General features: G+C 61.5%; 18 protein-coding genes. All 18 read right to left on the reverse strand.

Features of this window, described 5'->3' with window-relative positions; genetic code table 11:
- Positions 1-25 precede the first annotated feature (25 nt).
- Entirely contained in the window at positions 26-457 is a 432-nt protein-coding gene (gene rplM / locus J3R75_RS02855; protein ID WP_370882360.1) for a 50S ribosomal protein L13, read from the reverse strand.
- Between the two features lie 411 nt (positions 458-868).
- Positions 869-1,717: a hypothetical protein gene (locus J3R75_RS02860; protein WP_307259815.1), complete on the reverse strand. Its 849-nt coding sequence runs from the start codon at positions 1,715-1,717 to the stop codon at positions 869-871.
- A gap of 48 nt (positions 1,718-1,765) precedes the next feature.
- A complete protein-coding gene (locus J3R75_RS02865; protein WP_307259816.1) occupies positions 1,766-4,696 on the reverse strand; it encodes an insulinase family protein in 2,931 nt (976 codons plus the stop codon).
- Positions 4,697-4,823: 127 nt separating this feature from the next.
- On the reverse strand, positions 4,824-5,279 hold the full coding sequence (rplQ, locus tag J3R75_RS02870; RefSeq protein ID WP_307259817.1) for a 50S ribosomal protein L17: 456 nt from the start codon (positions 5,277-5,279) through the stop codon (positions 4,824-4,826).
- Positions 5,280-5,284: 5 nt separating this feature from the next.
- Positions 5,285-6,319: a DNA-directed RNA polymerase subunit alpha gene (locus J3R75_RS02875; RefSeq protein WP_307259818.1), complete on the reverse strand. Its 1,035-nt coding sequence runs from the start codon at positions 6,317-6,319 to the stop codon at positions 5,285-5,287.
- A gap of 68 nt (positions 6,320-6,387) precedes the next feature.
- Positions 6,388-6,831, reverse strand: a complete 444-nt coding sequence (gene rpsK / locus J3R75_RS02880) for a 30S ribosomal protein S11 (protein WP_307259819.1) — start codon at positions 6,829-6,831, stop codon at positions 6,388-6,390.
- 82 nt (positions 6,832-6,913) lie between these two features.
- Entirely contained in the window at positions 6,914-7,318 is a 405-nt protein-coding gene (gene rpsM / locus J3R75_RS02885; protein WP_307259820.1) for a 30S ribosomal protein S13, read from the reverse strand.
- Between the two features lie 69 nt (positions 7,319-7,387).
- The gene (rpmJ, locus tag J3R75_RS02890) at positions 7,388-7,501 is read right to left on the reverse strand and encodes a 50S ribosomal protein L36 (RefSeq protein WP_307259821.1); all 114 of its coding nucleotides are present in this window, start codon (positions 7,499-7,501) and stop codon (positions 7,388-7,390) included.
- A 211-nt stretch (positions 7,502-7,712) separates the two neighbouring features.
- On the reverse strand, positions 7,713-7,928 hold the full coding sequence (gene infA / locus J3R75_RS02895) for a translation initiation factor IF-1 (RefSeq protein ID WP_307259822.1): 216 nt from the start codon (positions 7,926-7,928) through the stop codon (positions 7,713-7,715).
- A complete protein-coding gene (gene map / locus J3R75_RS02900) occupies positions 7,910-8,686 on the reverse strand; it encodes a type I methionyl aminopeptidase (RefSeq protein WP_307259823.1) in 777 nt (258 codons plus the stop codon). The genes infA and map overlap by 19 nt, the downstream gene beginning before the upstream one ends.
- Before the next feature lie 18 nt (positions 8,687-8,704).
- Positions 8,705-9,367, reverse strand: a complete 663-nt coding sequence (locus J3R75_RS02905; protein WP_307259824.1) for an adenylate kinase — start codon at positions 9,365-9,367, stop codon at positions 8,705-8,707.
- 151 nt (positions 9,368-9,518) lie between these two features.
- Complete coding sequence (locus J3R75_RS02910) at positions 9,519-9,740, reverse strand: DNA-directed RNA polymerase subunit omega (RefSeq protein WP_307259825.1); 222 nt, start codon at positions 9,738-9,740, stop codon at positions 9,519-9,521.
- Positions 9,741-10,259: 519 nt separating this feature from the next.
- The gene (locus tag J3R75_RS02915; protein ID WP_307259826.1) at positions 10,260-10,502 is read right to left on the reverse strand and encodes a hypothetical protein; all 243 of its coding nucleotides are present in this window, start codon (positions 10,500-10,502) and stop codon (positions 10,260-10,262) included.
- A gap of 146 nt (positions 10,503-10,648) precedes the next feature.
- Entirely contained in the window at positions 10,649-12,199 is a 1,551-nt protein-coding gene (locus tag J3R75_RS02920; protein WP_307259827.1) for a glycoside hydrolase family 5 protein, read from the reverse strand.
- Positions 12,200-12,277: 78 nt separating this feature from the next.
- Positions 12,278-13,057 (reverse strand): energy transducer TonB, encoded by a 780-nt coding sequence (locus J3R75_RS02925; RefSeq protein ID WP_307259828.1) that lies wholly within the window; start codon positions 13,055-13,057, stop codon positions 12,278-12,280.
- Positions 13,058-13,064: 7 nt separating this feature from the next.
- A complete protein-coding gene (locus J3R75_RS02930) occupies positions 13,065-13,472 on the reverse strand; it encodes an ExbD/TolR family protein (protein WP_307259829.1) in 408 nt (135 codons plus the stop codon).
- A gap of 66 nt (positions 13,473-13,538) precedes the next feature.
- Positions 13,539-14,234 (reverse strand): MotA/TolQ/ExbB proton channel family protein, encoded by a 696-nt coding sequence (locus J3R75_RS02935; RefSeq protein ID WP_307259830.1) that lies wholly within the window; start codon positions 14,232-14,234, stop codon positions 13,539-13,541.
- Entirely contained in the window at positions 14,231-15,589 is a 1,359-nt protein-coding gene (locus tag J3R75_RS02940; protein WP_307259831.1) for a MotA/TolQ/ExbB proton channel family protein, read from the reverse strand. The genes J3R75_RS02935 and J3R75_RS02940 overlap by 4 nt, the downstream gene beginning before the upstream one ends.
- Positions 15,590-15,716 lie beyond the last annotated feature (127 nt).

A 15,716-nucleotide genomic window follows, 5' to 3' on the forward strand; every position in this document is an offset into this window, starting at 1 on the left:
TGACACTATGATAAGTACAAATTCATTACTTGACGTTGAATGCTTCGACCTTCTGTGCCGCGTGCGGATGCTCGGGACCGGCATAGACTTTCAGCTTGGAGAACTGGGCACGGCCCAAACGACCTTTGGGCATCATCCCCCACACGGCGTCACGAATCAGACGGGTGGGATTCTTCGCGCGGACAACGTCAGCCGTCTGGCGCTTCAAACCGTCCGTGTAACCGGAGTAGTCCTGGTAAATCTTTTGCGTGTCTTTCTTGCCGGTCATGACGACCTTTTCGGCATTGACCACGACAATGAAATCACCACAATCCAAATGAGGCGTGAAGCAAGCCTTGTCCTTGCCCCGTAACGCATTGGCAATTTGCACCGCCAAACGTCCCAGAACCTGTTTTTCAGCATTCACCACGTACCACTTGCGCTCGATTTCGTCAACTTTGGGCAAAAATGTCTTCATGATTCCAACTCAGCTATGTATGTGTTCCCGTTCACTTGGCAGACATGCAAAGAGCAAATAATTTAAGGGCCATTAGCCGTTTTGCAAATCATCGCGACCCCTTTCACAGCCTTTTTCGTAATCCCTCACTTATTGATAATGGACGCACGGCATGCCGCCGACGTCAACCCCGGGTAAGTAAGTGAGTTCCATTGCCTCTTTGGCCCCAGTCAGCTTCGCCGACTGGGGCCAAAGAGGCCGAGGAACACGAACAATACTGGCGCTTTACCCAGGGCGACGCTCCGCCTTCGGCGTCGCTTGCCCTGGGCTGGTATGCTTCGCGCTTTCAGCGCTTCTGCCGCTTCGCGGCCTGGGATGCCTGGCGTGCGCCCCGCTCGAATAGCGTTCTTGCTCTTTCTCAAGCCTGATGCCCTACCGGCCATCGTCATTGAGCATAGCCAGTGCGGGCCAGTTCTTCAGCTCCCTACAGGCAAAACGCCAAAGCAGGGTCAGCTCCAGCTCAAGGCCGTTGACGGCGCTGTATTCCTGCCGACGGCGACGCGCGCCCAGCACACTTTCCACACAGCCGGCGCCGGCGGGCAGGCGTAGCCGCGCGACGGCCTGGCCAGCGCTGCCAACCACACTGCACAGCGCTTCGCCGGCGACCAGCGGCGACGCCAAAACCGTCGCCGACAAGCCCTGCCCGCAAACGCCACCCGTGCCAGACAAAACACCCTGTCCACCCTGTCCACCCTGTCCACCCTGTCCACCGTTTGTGGCGGTGCCCTCCGCCAGCCAGCGCAAGACATCGTCAGCGAACCACTGGTAGCGGCGAGACGGCCCCGCTTCGTCGCCCCAGGTCCAGTCGACTTCAAGTATCTCGCCGAGGCAGCCGCCACTGATCAGTTCCTTGAGACTCGCCAGCGCCGGCAGGACCCGCCAGGCGCCGAGGACGCATGTCGGCAGGCGCCGTTTGCTCGTCGCAGCGGCGAGCTGGTCGAGCCAGCGTGGATCGTCGTCAGGCGCGCCATCGGCGGCTGTCGTATCGGGCCAGGCGCAGGCAATAGGCCATTTGAGGCGCAGCAATTCACGTAGCCACTGCGCGCGTGCTTCACCAGCCACATGCAGCAGCACGCAGCGCGGACGGACCGGCATGGCCGCCAACTGCGGCGGCGGCGCTGACGCCGAGAGGCTGAAAACGCCAGGCCGCGCCAGAACGCTGCGTCCAAAAGAAGGCACGCTGCCGTCGTCTATGAAAAGAATGTCGTTTTCTACCTGCATGTCATTCCTCGGCATAATTCGCGAGCGCATGGGTGATGCGGGTCGTGGCTAAACAGTCAATGTCCGGTAGTGCAATGAGCTGGCCAACGCCGCCGGTGCAACCACGCAGTCGTTAGCCAGGGTGGCGGAATGCTGCCAGAATTCGGCCGCGCCGCGTCGCACGTGTTCGGGCGTGAGGGCAAAGAGCTGGCGACGGATTTCGCCGCGGCGCTCGTCAGTCCAGCCGAAGAGTTCGCGCCAGAGCGCCTGGGCGCAGGCCCGGGCGGGCCGCAGCGGCCGTTCGTCGGTTTTGATGCCGGCGATGATCGCGGCTTGGACGTCCTCGTCGTCGCAGCGAAAATCTTCCTGCGCGAGAGCGGCGAAAACACCGAACGTCCTGGCGGGCTGTGGGTCACTGTTGGAGCTGAACTGCAGCATGCCGAGATTGCCGTCGTAACTGCAGTGCGCGCCATAGGCGCCGCCCTTGACGCGAATCTCATCCCAGAGTTTCCCGCAGCTGAGCATGTGCGCATAGGCATGCAGCGCCACTGACGACGGCGCGGTCGCCAATGGCGCCGGCATGACCCGCGCACAAAAGCCGACACCGCCGTTCACCAGCAAGGCCTCACGCCGCCCCGTCGCAGGCCAGGCTGGCAGAGACGGTAGCGAAAGCCCGGCAGGAGCCGGCACCACCCCGAAGCCCCGTAGAAAATCGCGGCAGGCGGCCAAACCGACGTCGCCACCGACATAGGCCGCCGCCAGCGGCGACTGCGCCGCCAGGCAGGCCTGGATGGTCCGGCATTGCTCCTGCAAGGCGCCGAATTCACGAGCGAAGTTGCGTGCGTTCTTCTTCGCGGCCACGGCGTGTTCGACGCCGCGCCAGCTCTCGGCGAGGGTGCTCAGGGGCGACAGTCCGGCCGCGGCGCGGGTCATCGCCACGCCCTGGCCATTTTCGAGCAACTCGTCGCGTACGTGGGACCAATTTTGGCGCAGGAGTTCCTGGCAGCGTTTGCGTTCGTCGAAGATAGTCAGGCGCAGGCGCTCCTGCAGCAGCGCCAAGGCTTCGGGCAGGCACTCTTCCAGGGCACTGAGATGAACGAGTACATAGCCGCCGAGGACAGCGTTTCCCGGGCGAATGTCATGGCCAACAAAAGGCCGGTACTGAATGGACGCCGTCGCCGCCGCCAACTGCTCGGCCATCGTGTCGTAACTCCGGCCGGCAACACCGACGCGGCCCGCGAGGTGAAAATAAAAGGGCATGGCCGGCAGGAGCTCAACAGGAAATGCCGACAGGGGATAGACCAGATCAAGATAACTGACGCCATTGCTGAACAGTTCCGGCTGCAGGAGGACCACGCCCGTGGGCAGGACCTCGCGCCGGCAGGGAAATGGCGGCAATTCCCGCGGCAGGTCTTCCCGCCGCAAGCGCGGCAGACAGGCGAGGTCCTCAGCCCGGTTGGGTGCCTCCTGTCGCGCCTTCAGGGCGGCGGCCTCGGCGTCTATCCGGCGCAACTCATCGTCACTCATTCCCGCACGGATAGCCGCCAGGCGCGCGGCCTCGTCGGCGAAACGACGAGACTGCAGGGTCGTGTCCGGAACCAGCTCAAGATAGAGCGTATGGGGATTGTTCAACACGTGACGCGCAAGCAGCTCTTCCAGAAAACGCGGCTGCGCCGCCAGTGTCGCCGACAGTTCGTCCAGCACCGCCGCGTTGTCCACATACAACAACGGGTCGCCGCCGTGAATCCAAGACGAAAACACGTCCTCAAGCACAGACAGACAGTGGTCTTCGCCAATCTCCTGCTGTTCCAGACGAAACTGCCGAAAAGCCGTCTGGAGCTTCGCGGGGGGAAAGCCGTTGCGGACCTGCTCAGTCAGACAGTCGCGCACGAGACGCTCCAACGCTGGAAAATTCTCCGACGGACAGCCCGTGAGACCGACGCGGAAGACGGCTTCGATGCTTTCGTTGTCGTAGCCGCTGTCAACCAGGCCATCGCCGAGGCCGGATTCCAGCAGGGCCTTCTGCAGCGGCGCCGCGGCGTCGCCCAGCAGAAGGTAATCCAGCAGGTCGAAAGCCAGGTCCAACAGGGGCTCCAGGCCGTCATGCAGAAAACATGCCATCACCCACGCGCCGGCTTGGTCGCTCTGCCCATCACTCAGCTCCGGCGCAAAAGCCACGCGCTGGCGCCGGGGTGAGGTCCAGCGCGCCTGCCGCGGCCGCGGCGGCAAGGGCGCCGCCGCACTCACCGCGCCGAGCCCGGGCATCGCGACCAAATGCCGGGATACGTAGGACAACTTCTCGGCGGTGGGAATGTCACCCCAAAAGCAGATGCGCGCCCGCGATGGGTGGTAGTGCTGGCGATAAAAGTCGCGAAAGGCCTCGTCGTTGAGCGCACTGATGGCCTCGGGACGCCCGCCGGCCTCGAAGGCCCGGGGCGAGTCAGGCAGCAGCGCCCGGTTGAGTTCCTGGTCAATGACGGTGTCGAGTTCCGCCGTGGCCGCCCGCATTTCATTGAGGACGATGCCGTTGACGCAGAGCGGCGACGTCAAATCGCCCGGCTGCGACAGCTCGTAGTGCCAGCCCTCCTGCCGCAGCCCGTCCGTACTCAGATTCGGATAGAAAATCGCGTCCCAATAAACATCGACGAGGTTGAAGAAATCCCGCCGGTTGGTACTTGCAACGGGATACACCGTGTGGTCGGGATAGGTCATGGCGTTGATAAAGGACGCCATGCTCGACTTCACCATCTCCATGAAGGGGTCCTTCACCGGATAACGCCGGGAACCGCCGAGCACCACGTGCTCAATTATGTGCGCCACGCCGCTGTCGTCCGTGGGCATGGTGGGAAAGCAGGCGGAAAACCAGTTCTCGCGGTCGCCGTTTTCCATGCTCAGCACTTCCATGCCACAGCCATGACGGAAAAGCCGGGCACGCAGCCCCAGTCGGGCGAGGTCCCGTGACCACAGTTCCTGAAAATCCCCACAGCCCTGCTCGTTCATAGTCTGCTCCACTCACCCGGCAACCCGCCGGCAATGGCTCACGCCGCAATTTGGTCATGACGCAAAAAACCGGCAACGGTTATTCTCCCGTCACCGGTTTCAGCGTTCAGGCAAAACAAAATGACCATCAGGCCTTCGGAGCATCCTCCGCCGCCGGCGTTTCCGCCGCCGGTGCCGCTACCGCAGCAGCCGCAGCGCCTGCGCCCTTCTGCGCAGCAGCCTTCTCGTCATTCTCAACAAATTCCAAGATGCACATCTCGGCGTTGTCGCCTATGCGTGGCCCGAGCTTCATCATGCGGGTGTAGCCGCCCTGGCGTTCCTTGAAGCCCGGAGCAATCTCGCTGAACAACTTGCCGACTTTGTCAACCTGCTGCAGCTCAGCAATAGCCTGCCGACGCGTGTGCAGGGTGCCAGTCTTGCCCAAGGTCACCATCTTCTCGGCCAAGCGGCGAACTTCCTTCGCCTTCACCAGCGTCGTCGTGATCCGACCATGCTCAATCAGACTGCAGACGGCATTGGCCAGAAGGGAACGCCGATGGGCTGACGTGCGACCAATCTTAAATGTGTGTTTGCGATGTCTCATCCGGCTCAATCCTCTTTATTCTGCGTTTTCAACGCCAACAGGCGGTTCATCTCATCCCTGACATTGTCAGCCAGGACCATCTCCAGATTCAAGCCCCGGCTCTCAAGCTTCAGCTTGATCTCCTGCAGAGACTTGCGACCGAAGTTGCGGTACTTCAACATCTGGCTCTCGGACTTCTCAACCAACTCGCCGAGATAGCTGATCTGCGCGGAATTCAGGCAATTCACCGCACGAACCGACAGCTCAAGGCTGTTTACGTTGGTGCAAAGCTTCTCGACCAGCTCCTTCTCATCATCAGTCAGACCGGCCACCGGGGCCGATACCGTGCCACTCATGGCAGCACCTTCACTCTTGACAAAAACCCCAAGGTGCTCGCGCAATATCATCGCCGAGCGAACCACCGCATCGCGGGGATCAATGCGACCGTCGGTCCAAACCTCAAGCTCCAGGCGGTCGTAGTCAGTGTGCTGACCAACTCGGCAGGCCTGAACGTCATAACGAACGCGCTCAATGGGGCTAAAAAGACAATCGACGGGAATGGTCCCGATCGGCTGGTCCTCGCGCTTGTTCTCCTCCGCAGCGCGATAGCCGCGGCCGCGCTCCAGTTCCAATTCCATCCGCAACGGGCGGTTCTTGTCCAACGTGCAAATCACCTGCTCGGGATTCAACACCGTGGTCACGCCGTCTTCACGGATGTTCGCCGCCGTGACCTCGCCAGCCTCGTCCGCGTACAGCTCAAGCGTCCGCGGCAGACTGCCGTCACAGGAAAACTTCAATTTTTTGATGTTGAGGATGATCAGCATGACGTCCTCAAGAACATCCGGAATGGAGCTGAACTCGTGCGAAACTCCATCAATCCGAATACTTGATACCGCCACGCCTTCCATGGAGGACAACAATACCCGACGCAACGCGTTGCCCATCGTATGCCCAAAACCATTCTCCCAGGGCTCTGCGGTAAAACGGGCGTAGCGCGGCGTAGCCGTCGCCTCGTCCACAACCAGCGCGTTGGGAAGCTCAAAACCTTCAATGCCTGGCATGTTTTTCTCCTTACGTGCTCATGTCCATACACTCTTCGCTTAACCCAAAAACCGACAACCGTGTGTCTTCACACACGCCGGCGTTTGGGAGGACGGCAGCCATTGTGCGGCAATGGGGTGACATCCTTGAGCACCGTAATATCCAAACCGGCGGCGGCGATACCGCGTACTGCCGATTCGCGGCCCGCACCGGGCCCTTTCACCTGCACTTCAACTTCACGCAAGCCGTAGGTCGCCATCGCCTTCTTCGCCGCGTCCGTCGCAATCAACTGCGCCACATAGGCCGTGCTCTTGCGCGAACCCTTGTAACCCAGCTTGCCGCCCGTGGACCAGGACAGCATATTGCCCTGCTGGTCGGATATCGCCACATGGGTGTTGTTAAAGGTCGAGTCAATATGAACAATACCGCTCAAGACCTGGCGACCGCCTTTGGATTTGACGCGCTTGGTTTCAACTGGCTGTGGAGTGGTGCTTTCCTCCGGCTTTTGCACATCGATGCTTTCGTCTGCCATATCGTGATCTTCTCCCTGGTGGGGCCTTCGTTACTCTTGCTTCCTGATCTCGCCGGACAGTCCGGCCAAACCCAACTGCGGCTTACTTGCTGCCGGTGTTGGCCTGCTTGCGTTCCGAACGGTCGCGGATCGCGCCGACGGTCTTCTTGCCGCCCTTGCGGGTACGGGCATTGGTCCGCGTGCGCTGACCATGAACAGGCAGGTTGCGACGATGACGCTGGCCGCGATACGAGTTGATCGCAATCAGACGACGGATGTTCTGCGCGACCTGCCGGCGCAAATCACCCTCGACCATGTAACTTTCCTGAAGAATCTGTAGAATGGCCGAGATGTTGGCCTCCGTCAGTTCGCCAGCCTTGGTGCTGGGGTCGATCTGGGCACGACGGCATATCTCATCCGCACTCTTCTGCCCAATACCATACAAATAGGTCAGAGAGATGTTCGTGTGCTTGTTGTTGGGAATGTCTATTCCGAGTATTCTGGGCATGTTTTCTTCCTACGCTTGAAGCTTCCCTGTTCCTGTTCACAGTGCCGGGCGCCGTCGCCTGCGGCCGCATTAACCCTGACGCTGTTTGTGACGGGTATTCTTGCAGATGATCCGAATCACGCCTGCACGCTTCACGACGCGGCAGCTGTTGCACATACGCTTGACTGATGCTCTGACTTTCATAATGCCTTCTTTCCGCCTGATCCTTCCGGCTTTTTTTAGGGGGCCATGCTTCAGATGCCAGCCTGAACGGCGGCCGGAAACATTGACGCCACTCATACTGACAAAAAACAAAGGATTTGAATATAGTGCACAATTAGTGACAAATCAACAAGAGACGCGCCAAATTTGCTTGCCGCCCCAACGAATGCCAAGCGACGGCAAGAACGCGGCCTTAGCGTTTCCGGTAGGATATGCGCCCCTTGGTTAGATCGTAGGGAGACAATTCCACCGTCACTTGATCACCGGGCAGGATGCGGATGAAATGCAGTCGCATCTTGCCGCTGATGTACGCGCGAACCTCGTGGCCGTTTTCCAGAGTGACAATAAATTCCGTATTGGGAAGCAGCTCTTTGACAATACCTTCGACTTTTATGCAGTCTTTACCCACGTTAAAATCTCCGCTTGGTTCTTGGTGATCAGGACTTGATGTTCAAAATGGGCAGACAAGGACGCATCGGCGCTGCGCACCGTCCAGCCGTCGCGGCGGTCGATGGTGATCCGCCAGGTGCCGACATTGACCATCGGCTCAATGGCCAGGATCATTCCCGCCCGCAGGGTCGGGCTGTGCCCCGGCAGCCGATAGTTCGGCACTTCCGGCGGCTCGTGCATGTGCCGGCCGCAGCCGTGGCCGACCATATCGCGCACGACACTGAAGCCGGCGCGCTTGGCGACCTGCTCGACGGCTCGGCCGATATCATTGACACAATTGCCATCACGGGCTTGCTCAATGCCCGCGGCCAACGCCTCTTCCGTCACGTGCAGCAAGTCCGCCGCGACGCCGGTGGCGTCTTGGCCGACGCAGATGCTGCGGGCGTTGTCGCCGACGTAGCCACCCAGGGTCACGCCAACGTCCAAACTGACGATGTCGCCCGGGGCAATGACGCGATCGGCACGGCCGATGCCGTGCACAACTTCGTCATTGATGGACACGCAAATCTGCCCGGGGTAGCCCTGATAACCAAGAAACGCGCTCTTCCCACCAGTATCGCGGATAAATTCTTCGGCCAGGTGGTCCACATCCGCCGTCGTCATGCCCGGTGTCACCGCGTCGCAAAGACGCTTAAGCACCATGGCCGACGCCTGGGCCGCAGCCCGAACGCCGACGATTTCCTCCGGCTGATAGATGGTAATTTTTCCCCTGGTCATATCCTGCAGTCCACTGTATTATCGTTTCAGGGCGGCTTTCAGCCGGCCGTAATTGACATCGACGGCGACGTCGCCGCTGTGCATGCGCACGAGTTGGCCTTTGCCCTGGTAGTAATCCACCAACGGCCGGGTCTGTTCATCATAAACTTTCAAGCGGCCGCGGGCGGTTTCCTCGCTATCGTCGGAGCGCTGGATGAGCGCGGCGCCACAGCGGTCGCAAATACCTTCTTGGCGGGGCGGGTTGGTCTGGACATTATAGATGGCTTCGCACTGCTTGTTCGGGCACATGCGGCGGGAGGTCAGGCGCCCCATCAGCATGGCGTCATCGGCCTCAATCAGCAATACGGCGGCCATGACATCGCCACTTTTGGCCAGGATGGTGCTGAGCATTTCTGCCTGTGGCACCGTGCGCGGAAAGCCGTCCAGCAGCACACCGTGAGCTTTGATATCGGGCTGGGTCAAACGTTTGGCCACCATAGCAGCAACGATATCGTCAGAAACCAGAGCACCGCGAGCGATGAGGTCTTTCACCTGCAGCCCCAAGTCGCTACCCTGCGCCATCTCGTCCCGCAGCAACTGGCCGGTCGACACGTGGATGGCGCCACTGTCACGGCAAAATAATTCGCCGAGAGTACCCTTGCCTGCTCCGGGAGGTCCGAGAAACACATACACATTCGCCATGACCAGCGCGCTCCTATGACAATCTTCACCGTCTGACCGCAAACAGCACCGCAGCGCGCCGACGGCCCTTACAAATACGGCTTTCGACCTGCGGCCGAAAACCGTATTTTTTTGCCAGCCGAAAATTACGGCCGACGCTAGTATTTTTCGCTTACTTGCCAGTATCGGCATCATCACCAGCGGTGATAACCACCTTGCCCTCGGCAACTTCCAACAGCGCTATATCCAAGTGCGAACGCTCGTCGTTGGGCGGCGAGGGAACCAACCGACGCGCGCCCTTGGCCAGCTGCGCCGCACGCTTCGAAACGCCGTTGATGAAGATACGGACATCCGACACTTTTTCTCTGGCGCGGGCCAGATATTCTTCATTCATAAATGAATCCTCCTGACGACGATACATTCGTTACAAAATAAGGAAACTGTAATGTAGTGGCGCAATGATGACTTTCAATCACTTGACAGCCTTTTCGCTAAAAACGAAGTTACCGGTCAGCCATTGATAATGGCCGGTCTCAGAGGACGACTGGGACCATGGGGACGACTTGGCGACTGCGCGCACTGGGGCGAGGACTCACGGACTCATGAGGCATGGTCCCATGGATTGGACCGTGGGGACTTTCTGGACCATGGGGAAGGACGCCTTGGACACCGGGGACCGGTTGTGGACTGCTTGGACGCCGTGGACTGACCGGCGGTGTCCATAGCGTCCATGGTGTCCAAAAAACGTCCAGTGTCCCCCCAGTCAAGAAGCGGCATGCCGTGCGTCCATTCTCAATCACTCCTATGAAACACGCTGCCGCAAAGGTCGGCGGAAATCAAGGTCGGATGGTTGGGCGGCGAATGGTCGTGGGTTTCCTGCAAATTGTCCCCGGTGTTTTCCCCACCGGGGTGGTTACTTACCGATTACGTCTCGCGGCCGTGGAGTGGGCGTCTCGCCCACTCCGACAAGACGGCTCAATAAACCGTCCTCGTCATCCACGCCGACCGTACCCGGCCCGTCTCCCCCGCCGCATGAATAGTTACTCCTATGAAACACGCTGCCGCAAAGGTCGGCGGAAATCAAGGTCGGATGGCTGGGCGGCGGCGGGTCGTGGGTTTCCTGCAAATTGTCCCAGCGAAGCGCCGGGGTGTACACTGACCGATTACAAAACGAACGCCACACCGACCGATCGGTCCGATCGGTCCGATCCGTCCGCGAAAAAGACCGTCGAGCGGACCTGGCAGGCCAGTTAGCGCCCAACGGCGCCGGCAGCGCCATCGGGCCAACAGTGGCCGTGGTGCTCAGGGCCTATTGGTGTTCTTTTCGAGTGCTTTGAGGAGCACCTGTTTGCGCGGGTTATCGTCGGACGGGCGGACTTTTTGGAATTCGTAACCATCGTGTTCGATACTCCAGGCGTCCCATTCGCGGAAGGCGTGGTATGTCCAGTCCCAGCCGTACTCCTCGTAGAGTTCGATTGAGTCCTGCAGGTACTTGTCGGCGCCCTTGCCCCAGTTGATGGCGCTGAATTCGCCCACGAAGATGGGCACATTGTGCTGGCGTTGGAAATTGATGACCTCGGCCATGCTCAGCCGGAGTTGTTCCTTGTCCCAGTACACGCCGTCAATCCAGCCGGGGTAGGACCAACGGACCTTGCGGTCGCCGACGCCTTGATGGGTGAAGCTGTGGGGCGAGTAGAAGTGCGGGCTGTAGATCATATACGGGTCATTCACCGGCCGGAAAGTACGGAAGCTAGGCTCGGTGATGATCGGCGTCGTCGGATCAATGGCGCGAATAACGGCGACCAGCCGTTCCGTGATCAGCTGCCAGGGATTCTCCGCCCCTTGCACGTAGTTGCCGACCTTGGGCTCGTTGAGCAGATCGTAACCGTAGATGTGGGCGTTGCCGCGATAATGGCCGGCCAGCTGGCGCCATGCCTCTTCCAGCGTCGCCATATTCGCCTCACTCTCCACCAGGATATTGCTCGCCTCGGCCGTGCGGATCGTCCCGGGGCCCGTGTGCAAGTCGATAGCCACTTTGATGCCATGGCGGGCGCAGCGCGCCAGCACCACGTCCATCTCGACCATGGCGTCGTCCAGCCAGGCAAGGTACTTCTCCGGCGTCGAAATATCCCGGCGGCCGGCGTGGAGCTGATAACGGATAAGATTGACCTGCCAGTCTGCCAGCGTCGCAAAGGCTTCGTCGCTCATGTCATGGCCGGACATGAAACCGCGATAACGGGCGCCGCGGTGATCGCCACGGGGCACGAGTTTGGCCTCTTCATTCACCGGTGGCGGCTCGTTGGCCGCCTCGTCGGTCTCGACGCAGCGGTAGATGCGCACGCTGTCAACCCAGAATTCGCCGATCGCCTGCTGGATGCCGATGCTGAGGCTGACCATATCGGTCCCGGGCAAGATATTCTGCACCGTGAAAACCGTCCGCCAATCATAACTGCCAGTGCTGCGCGGCGGCTCGGGATGACTCTGCGTCTTGCCGCGGGTAATCGTCAGCATAATCTTCGTGCCCCAGTAAGATTTCTTGGCCGGTAGCAGGCCCTTGCCCCGCACCACGGCCTCAAGCTGGATCATGCCTTCGAGTTTCGCCGGGTCAAGACTCGTAGATATCCACAGGTCGTGCTTGTCGGTGTCGGCCTTGAAGTACATGACACCTGACTGCTCGGCGCCCTCCCCCGCGCGGTAAAACTGCGCGGCGTCTTCGGACCAGTTAGCCAGACTCTCAGGCGTGTCAAAACTAAAATCGTAGAGCAGGTCGGTCTTCTTGTAGCCAGCAAATACCGCGCTGCAGCTAAGCAGTACGGCGGAAACCAACGGCAGCTGTCCATGGAACAATTTCATTGCAATCTTCCTTTTTGCTGTTCCGGCTGGCCATGACGACAAACTGATGCCGTCAGACGCCGTCGGGCTTCGTCTATCTCAATCTTCCAGATCAAAACGGATGCGGATGCGCATCAGCGTCCGCACCGGCCGGCCGCCATGCACGCCCGGATTGAACTGCCAACGCCGCAAGGCACGCAGCGCCGCGTCGGCAAAGACGCCCGGCGGACTGTCCGCCAAGACCTGCTCGTCGCCGACCCGGCCCGTCTCGTCGACCACAAAACGCACATCCACATAGCCTTCCACGCCGCGCACTCGCGCCCGGTAGGGATACAAGGGCCGCACCTGCTCACGGAGCTCCGGCGGCTGGTCAATGCGCTCGCTGGCATAGACGCCGTCGGCTGCGTCAGCTGCGGCACCGCCGGCGTCCCCAGCCGTTGTCGCAACAACAGCGCCGCCCTCGGCCGGCACGTCCCGTGCCCCCCGATCGACGACGAAATTGAGTGCGAGGTCCGGCGCGGCTGTCGCCAGCTGGAAGTCGTACTCCAGCGGCAAACGCAGTGGCTCGGGCGGCGCCGGCGGCGCCGGCAACGCCAGATCGGGTAGTTCCGGTGGCTCCTCGGGCTCGGGCTCCTCGCGTTCAGGCTCGGGCGGCGGCGGCGGTGGCGGTAGCTGCAGCGGCGTGGTCCAGGTCGTCGTATTCACTCCGCGATAGACGACGGGCGTGGCCACGGGCGGCTTAACCAGTTCCACCGCAGGCAGCAGCAGCGTCAGCAGCCCCAGGCAAAGCGCGGTAAACAGCACGGACACGCGCCAGTACCAGCGCAGCGGACTGTGCTGATAGACGACTCGCTTGTCCTGCCAAATGTCGCGCTTCATCGCCTCACTACTCCTTGGTCGCCGCGACACTGACGTCGCGGGCCCCCGCCAACTTGCATTGGTCGATCAACTGCACCAGCAGGCCGGTCTGGGAACGCTCGTCAGCCAGAATGATCACGGGCATATCCTTAGCCTGCAGGAGCCCGCTGACCAGTGAGCGCAGGCGATTCATACTGACTTCCTGGCCACCATGAACCACCCGCCCGTCCGTGGTCAATGCCAGCAATATGCTATTCTGCGCCAGCGATTCAGCGCTGGCGGCCTGCGGCTTGTTCACGTCCACGCCGGTCTCCTGCACAAACACCGTCGTCACCATGAAAAAAATCAGCAGCAGGAAAACCATGTCCACCAGGGGCGACATGTTGATCTCGGCGGGCTCGCCGCCGATGTTTTCCATCTGCCGAAAATGCTTCATCGCTAATCCTGTTTTCGTAGTGATGCCTTGCCGACGCTCTGATGACGCCTGCAGTCGTGTAGCCCGTCATTCCGCTGTTGCTGGCAGCACGTCGCTGCCGCCGGCGCCACTGTCATCAGGCGGCGGTTCGCCGGCGCCCAGCCCACGCAAAAAGCCCGCACCGCAGAGGTGCGCCTGATTCACCAAGTGCTGATAACGCCAGAACAGGTGCGCCAGCCCAAAAGTCCCAGCCAGCGCCGCCACCAGCCCGGCCTGAGTGGTGATCAAGGCCATGCTAACGCCGTCGGCGACCATGCCGGTCACATCGCTGCTGCGTTGGGACACCGCCGCGAAGGTCCGAATCATGCCCAGCACCGTTCCCAACAGTCCCACCAGCGGCGCCGCCGCCACCAGCGCGCCCAGACCGAGCATGGCGATGCGGTACTCGCCCAGCTCAATGCTCCGGCATTGCGCGAAGGCCGTTTCCGGTGATTGTCCCGCACGCATCCGCGCGATCGCGTGCACAATCATCCGCGGCACCGCACCGGCGAGCCCAGCGCAGCGGCGTTCGCAGGCATCCAGACGGCCAACCGGCCGTAGGTCACCATCCAGCCCCAAGGTGTGGGGATCGTCGTGCTGCAACGCCTCACGCAGACGGCAGAGCAACAACAGGTACTGCCACCAAATCCAAAATCCGATCAGGCCCAGGGGCAGCATCAGCCAGCCGCCGGCCTGCAGATAGCTTTGGCTTTCCCGCACCAGTTCTGCCAGGGCCGCGTTCATGACACCGGCCCCCCCCCGTTAGCGGAACTGCGCACCGCGGCAAGACCGCCTAATGCTGGCTCGTCCAGATTCAGCGTTAGGCCATTGAGCAGACAGATCGCCGCTTCCTGCGCTTGGGTGGACATGTGCCGCACCCGTCGCGTGCACCATGCGTGAATCAACAAGGCCGGAATCGCCACCAGCAGGCCAGCTTCGGTCGTAATCAACGCCTCCGAAATGCCCGATGACAGCAGTCGCGCGTCGCCCGAGCCGTACACCGTAATCAACTGGAAGGTATGAATGATGCCCGTGACCGTGCCCAGCAGCCCCAGCAATGGCGCTGCGCTGGCGCTGACCGCCAGCGCGCTCAGGCTGCGCCCCAGCGGCGGTATCAGCAGCAATGTCTGCTCATAAAGAAGTTCTTCTAGGCTGTCTCGGCCCATGCCGCGCGCGGCAACACCCGCGCGTACCAGCGTGGACAGCGGCCGTCCCAGACCGTCAGCCAGCTTTTCGGCCTCGGCAATGCGACCGTCACGTACCAGCGCTACCACCTCACTGACCCGCTTGACCGCCCGCGCACTGGGCAGCCGCAGCAGCACCGGTACCCGCCACAGGATCAACACCAGGCACATCAGCGCCAGAAAAAGGATCGGGATCATCACGGGACCGCCCTTGAGGTAATGCTCCAGCAGACTGTCCTCCTGCTCGCGCAGACTGATCGCCTGGCCCATGCTCAAATCCATGGGCACCTGCGCCACCTCGCCAGCGCGCAGACTGGCGAGCGCGGTTTGATCTGCGGCCTCAAGCCGGCTGAACAGGGTCGGTGCGGCACTGCCCAGGCGCAGCGCCGCCAGCCCTGCCGGCATGGAGCCGGGCGGCCAAAAGTACAGCAGCGGGCCATAACGCAGATACTCTCCCTGGAGCTCCATGCCGTCGGCGCCGTAAGCCAGGCCCGGCCCGCGCACGCCGCCAAGACGCTCGTCAACGCGCGCGTTGGCCACGCGCAACAACGCAGTCAGATCGGCCGGCGATAACTCGGCGGCCGTACGCAACCCCTCCGCGCAATCCGCCATGGTTTGCGTTGTCGCCAGCTCGGGGCCGAAGCCCTCGCCAAGCTGCTGGTTGGCAGCAAAATCGCGGCTCATGACCAAAAGCTGTCGGGCAATCTCCTGCAACTGCCGCAGCTCGCGTTCCTGCTCCGCGCGTTCACGCTGCAAGGCCTGGGCCTTGGTGGCCTCGGCGGTCAGCGCGGCGTCCAGGTCGCGCTGATCATCGCGCAGGCGCTGCAAGTCGGCCGCCAACTGCTTTTTTTCCGCCAGAATGGCATCGTGCGTGGCCGCCAGAGCGGCGGCGGCCACCGCGATTTCAGTGTCCAACTGCGCGGCAACGGCCGTCACCGACAGCGATGGCGGGGTGGCGACAGCGCCCGCAGGCGCTGCCTGCGGCGTAGTGTCGTCGGCGCCTGCAAGCGGGGCGCTGTGAGCAAATAGCGCCAGCAGCAGA

Source organism: Oligosphaera ethanolica, assembly GCF_030814695.1.
Classification (GTDB): Bacteria; Verrucomicrobiota; Lentisphaeria; order Oligosphaerales; family Oligosphaeraceae; genus Oligosphaera; species Oligosphaera ethanolica.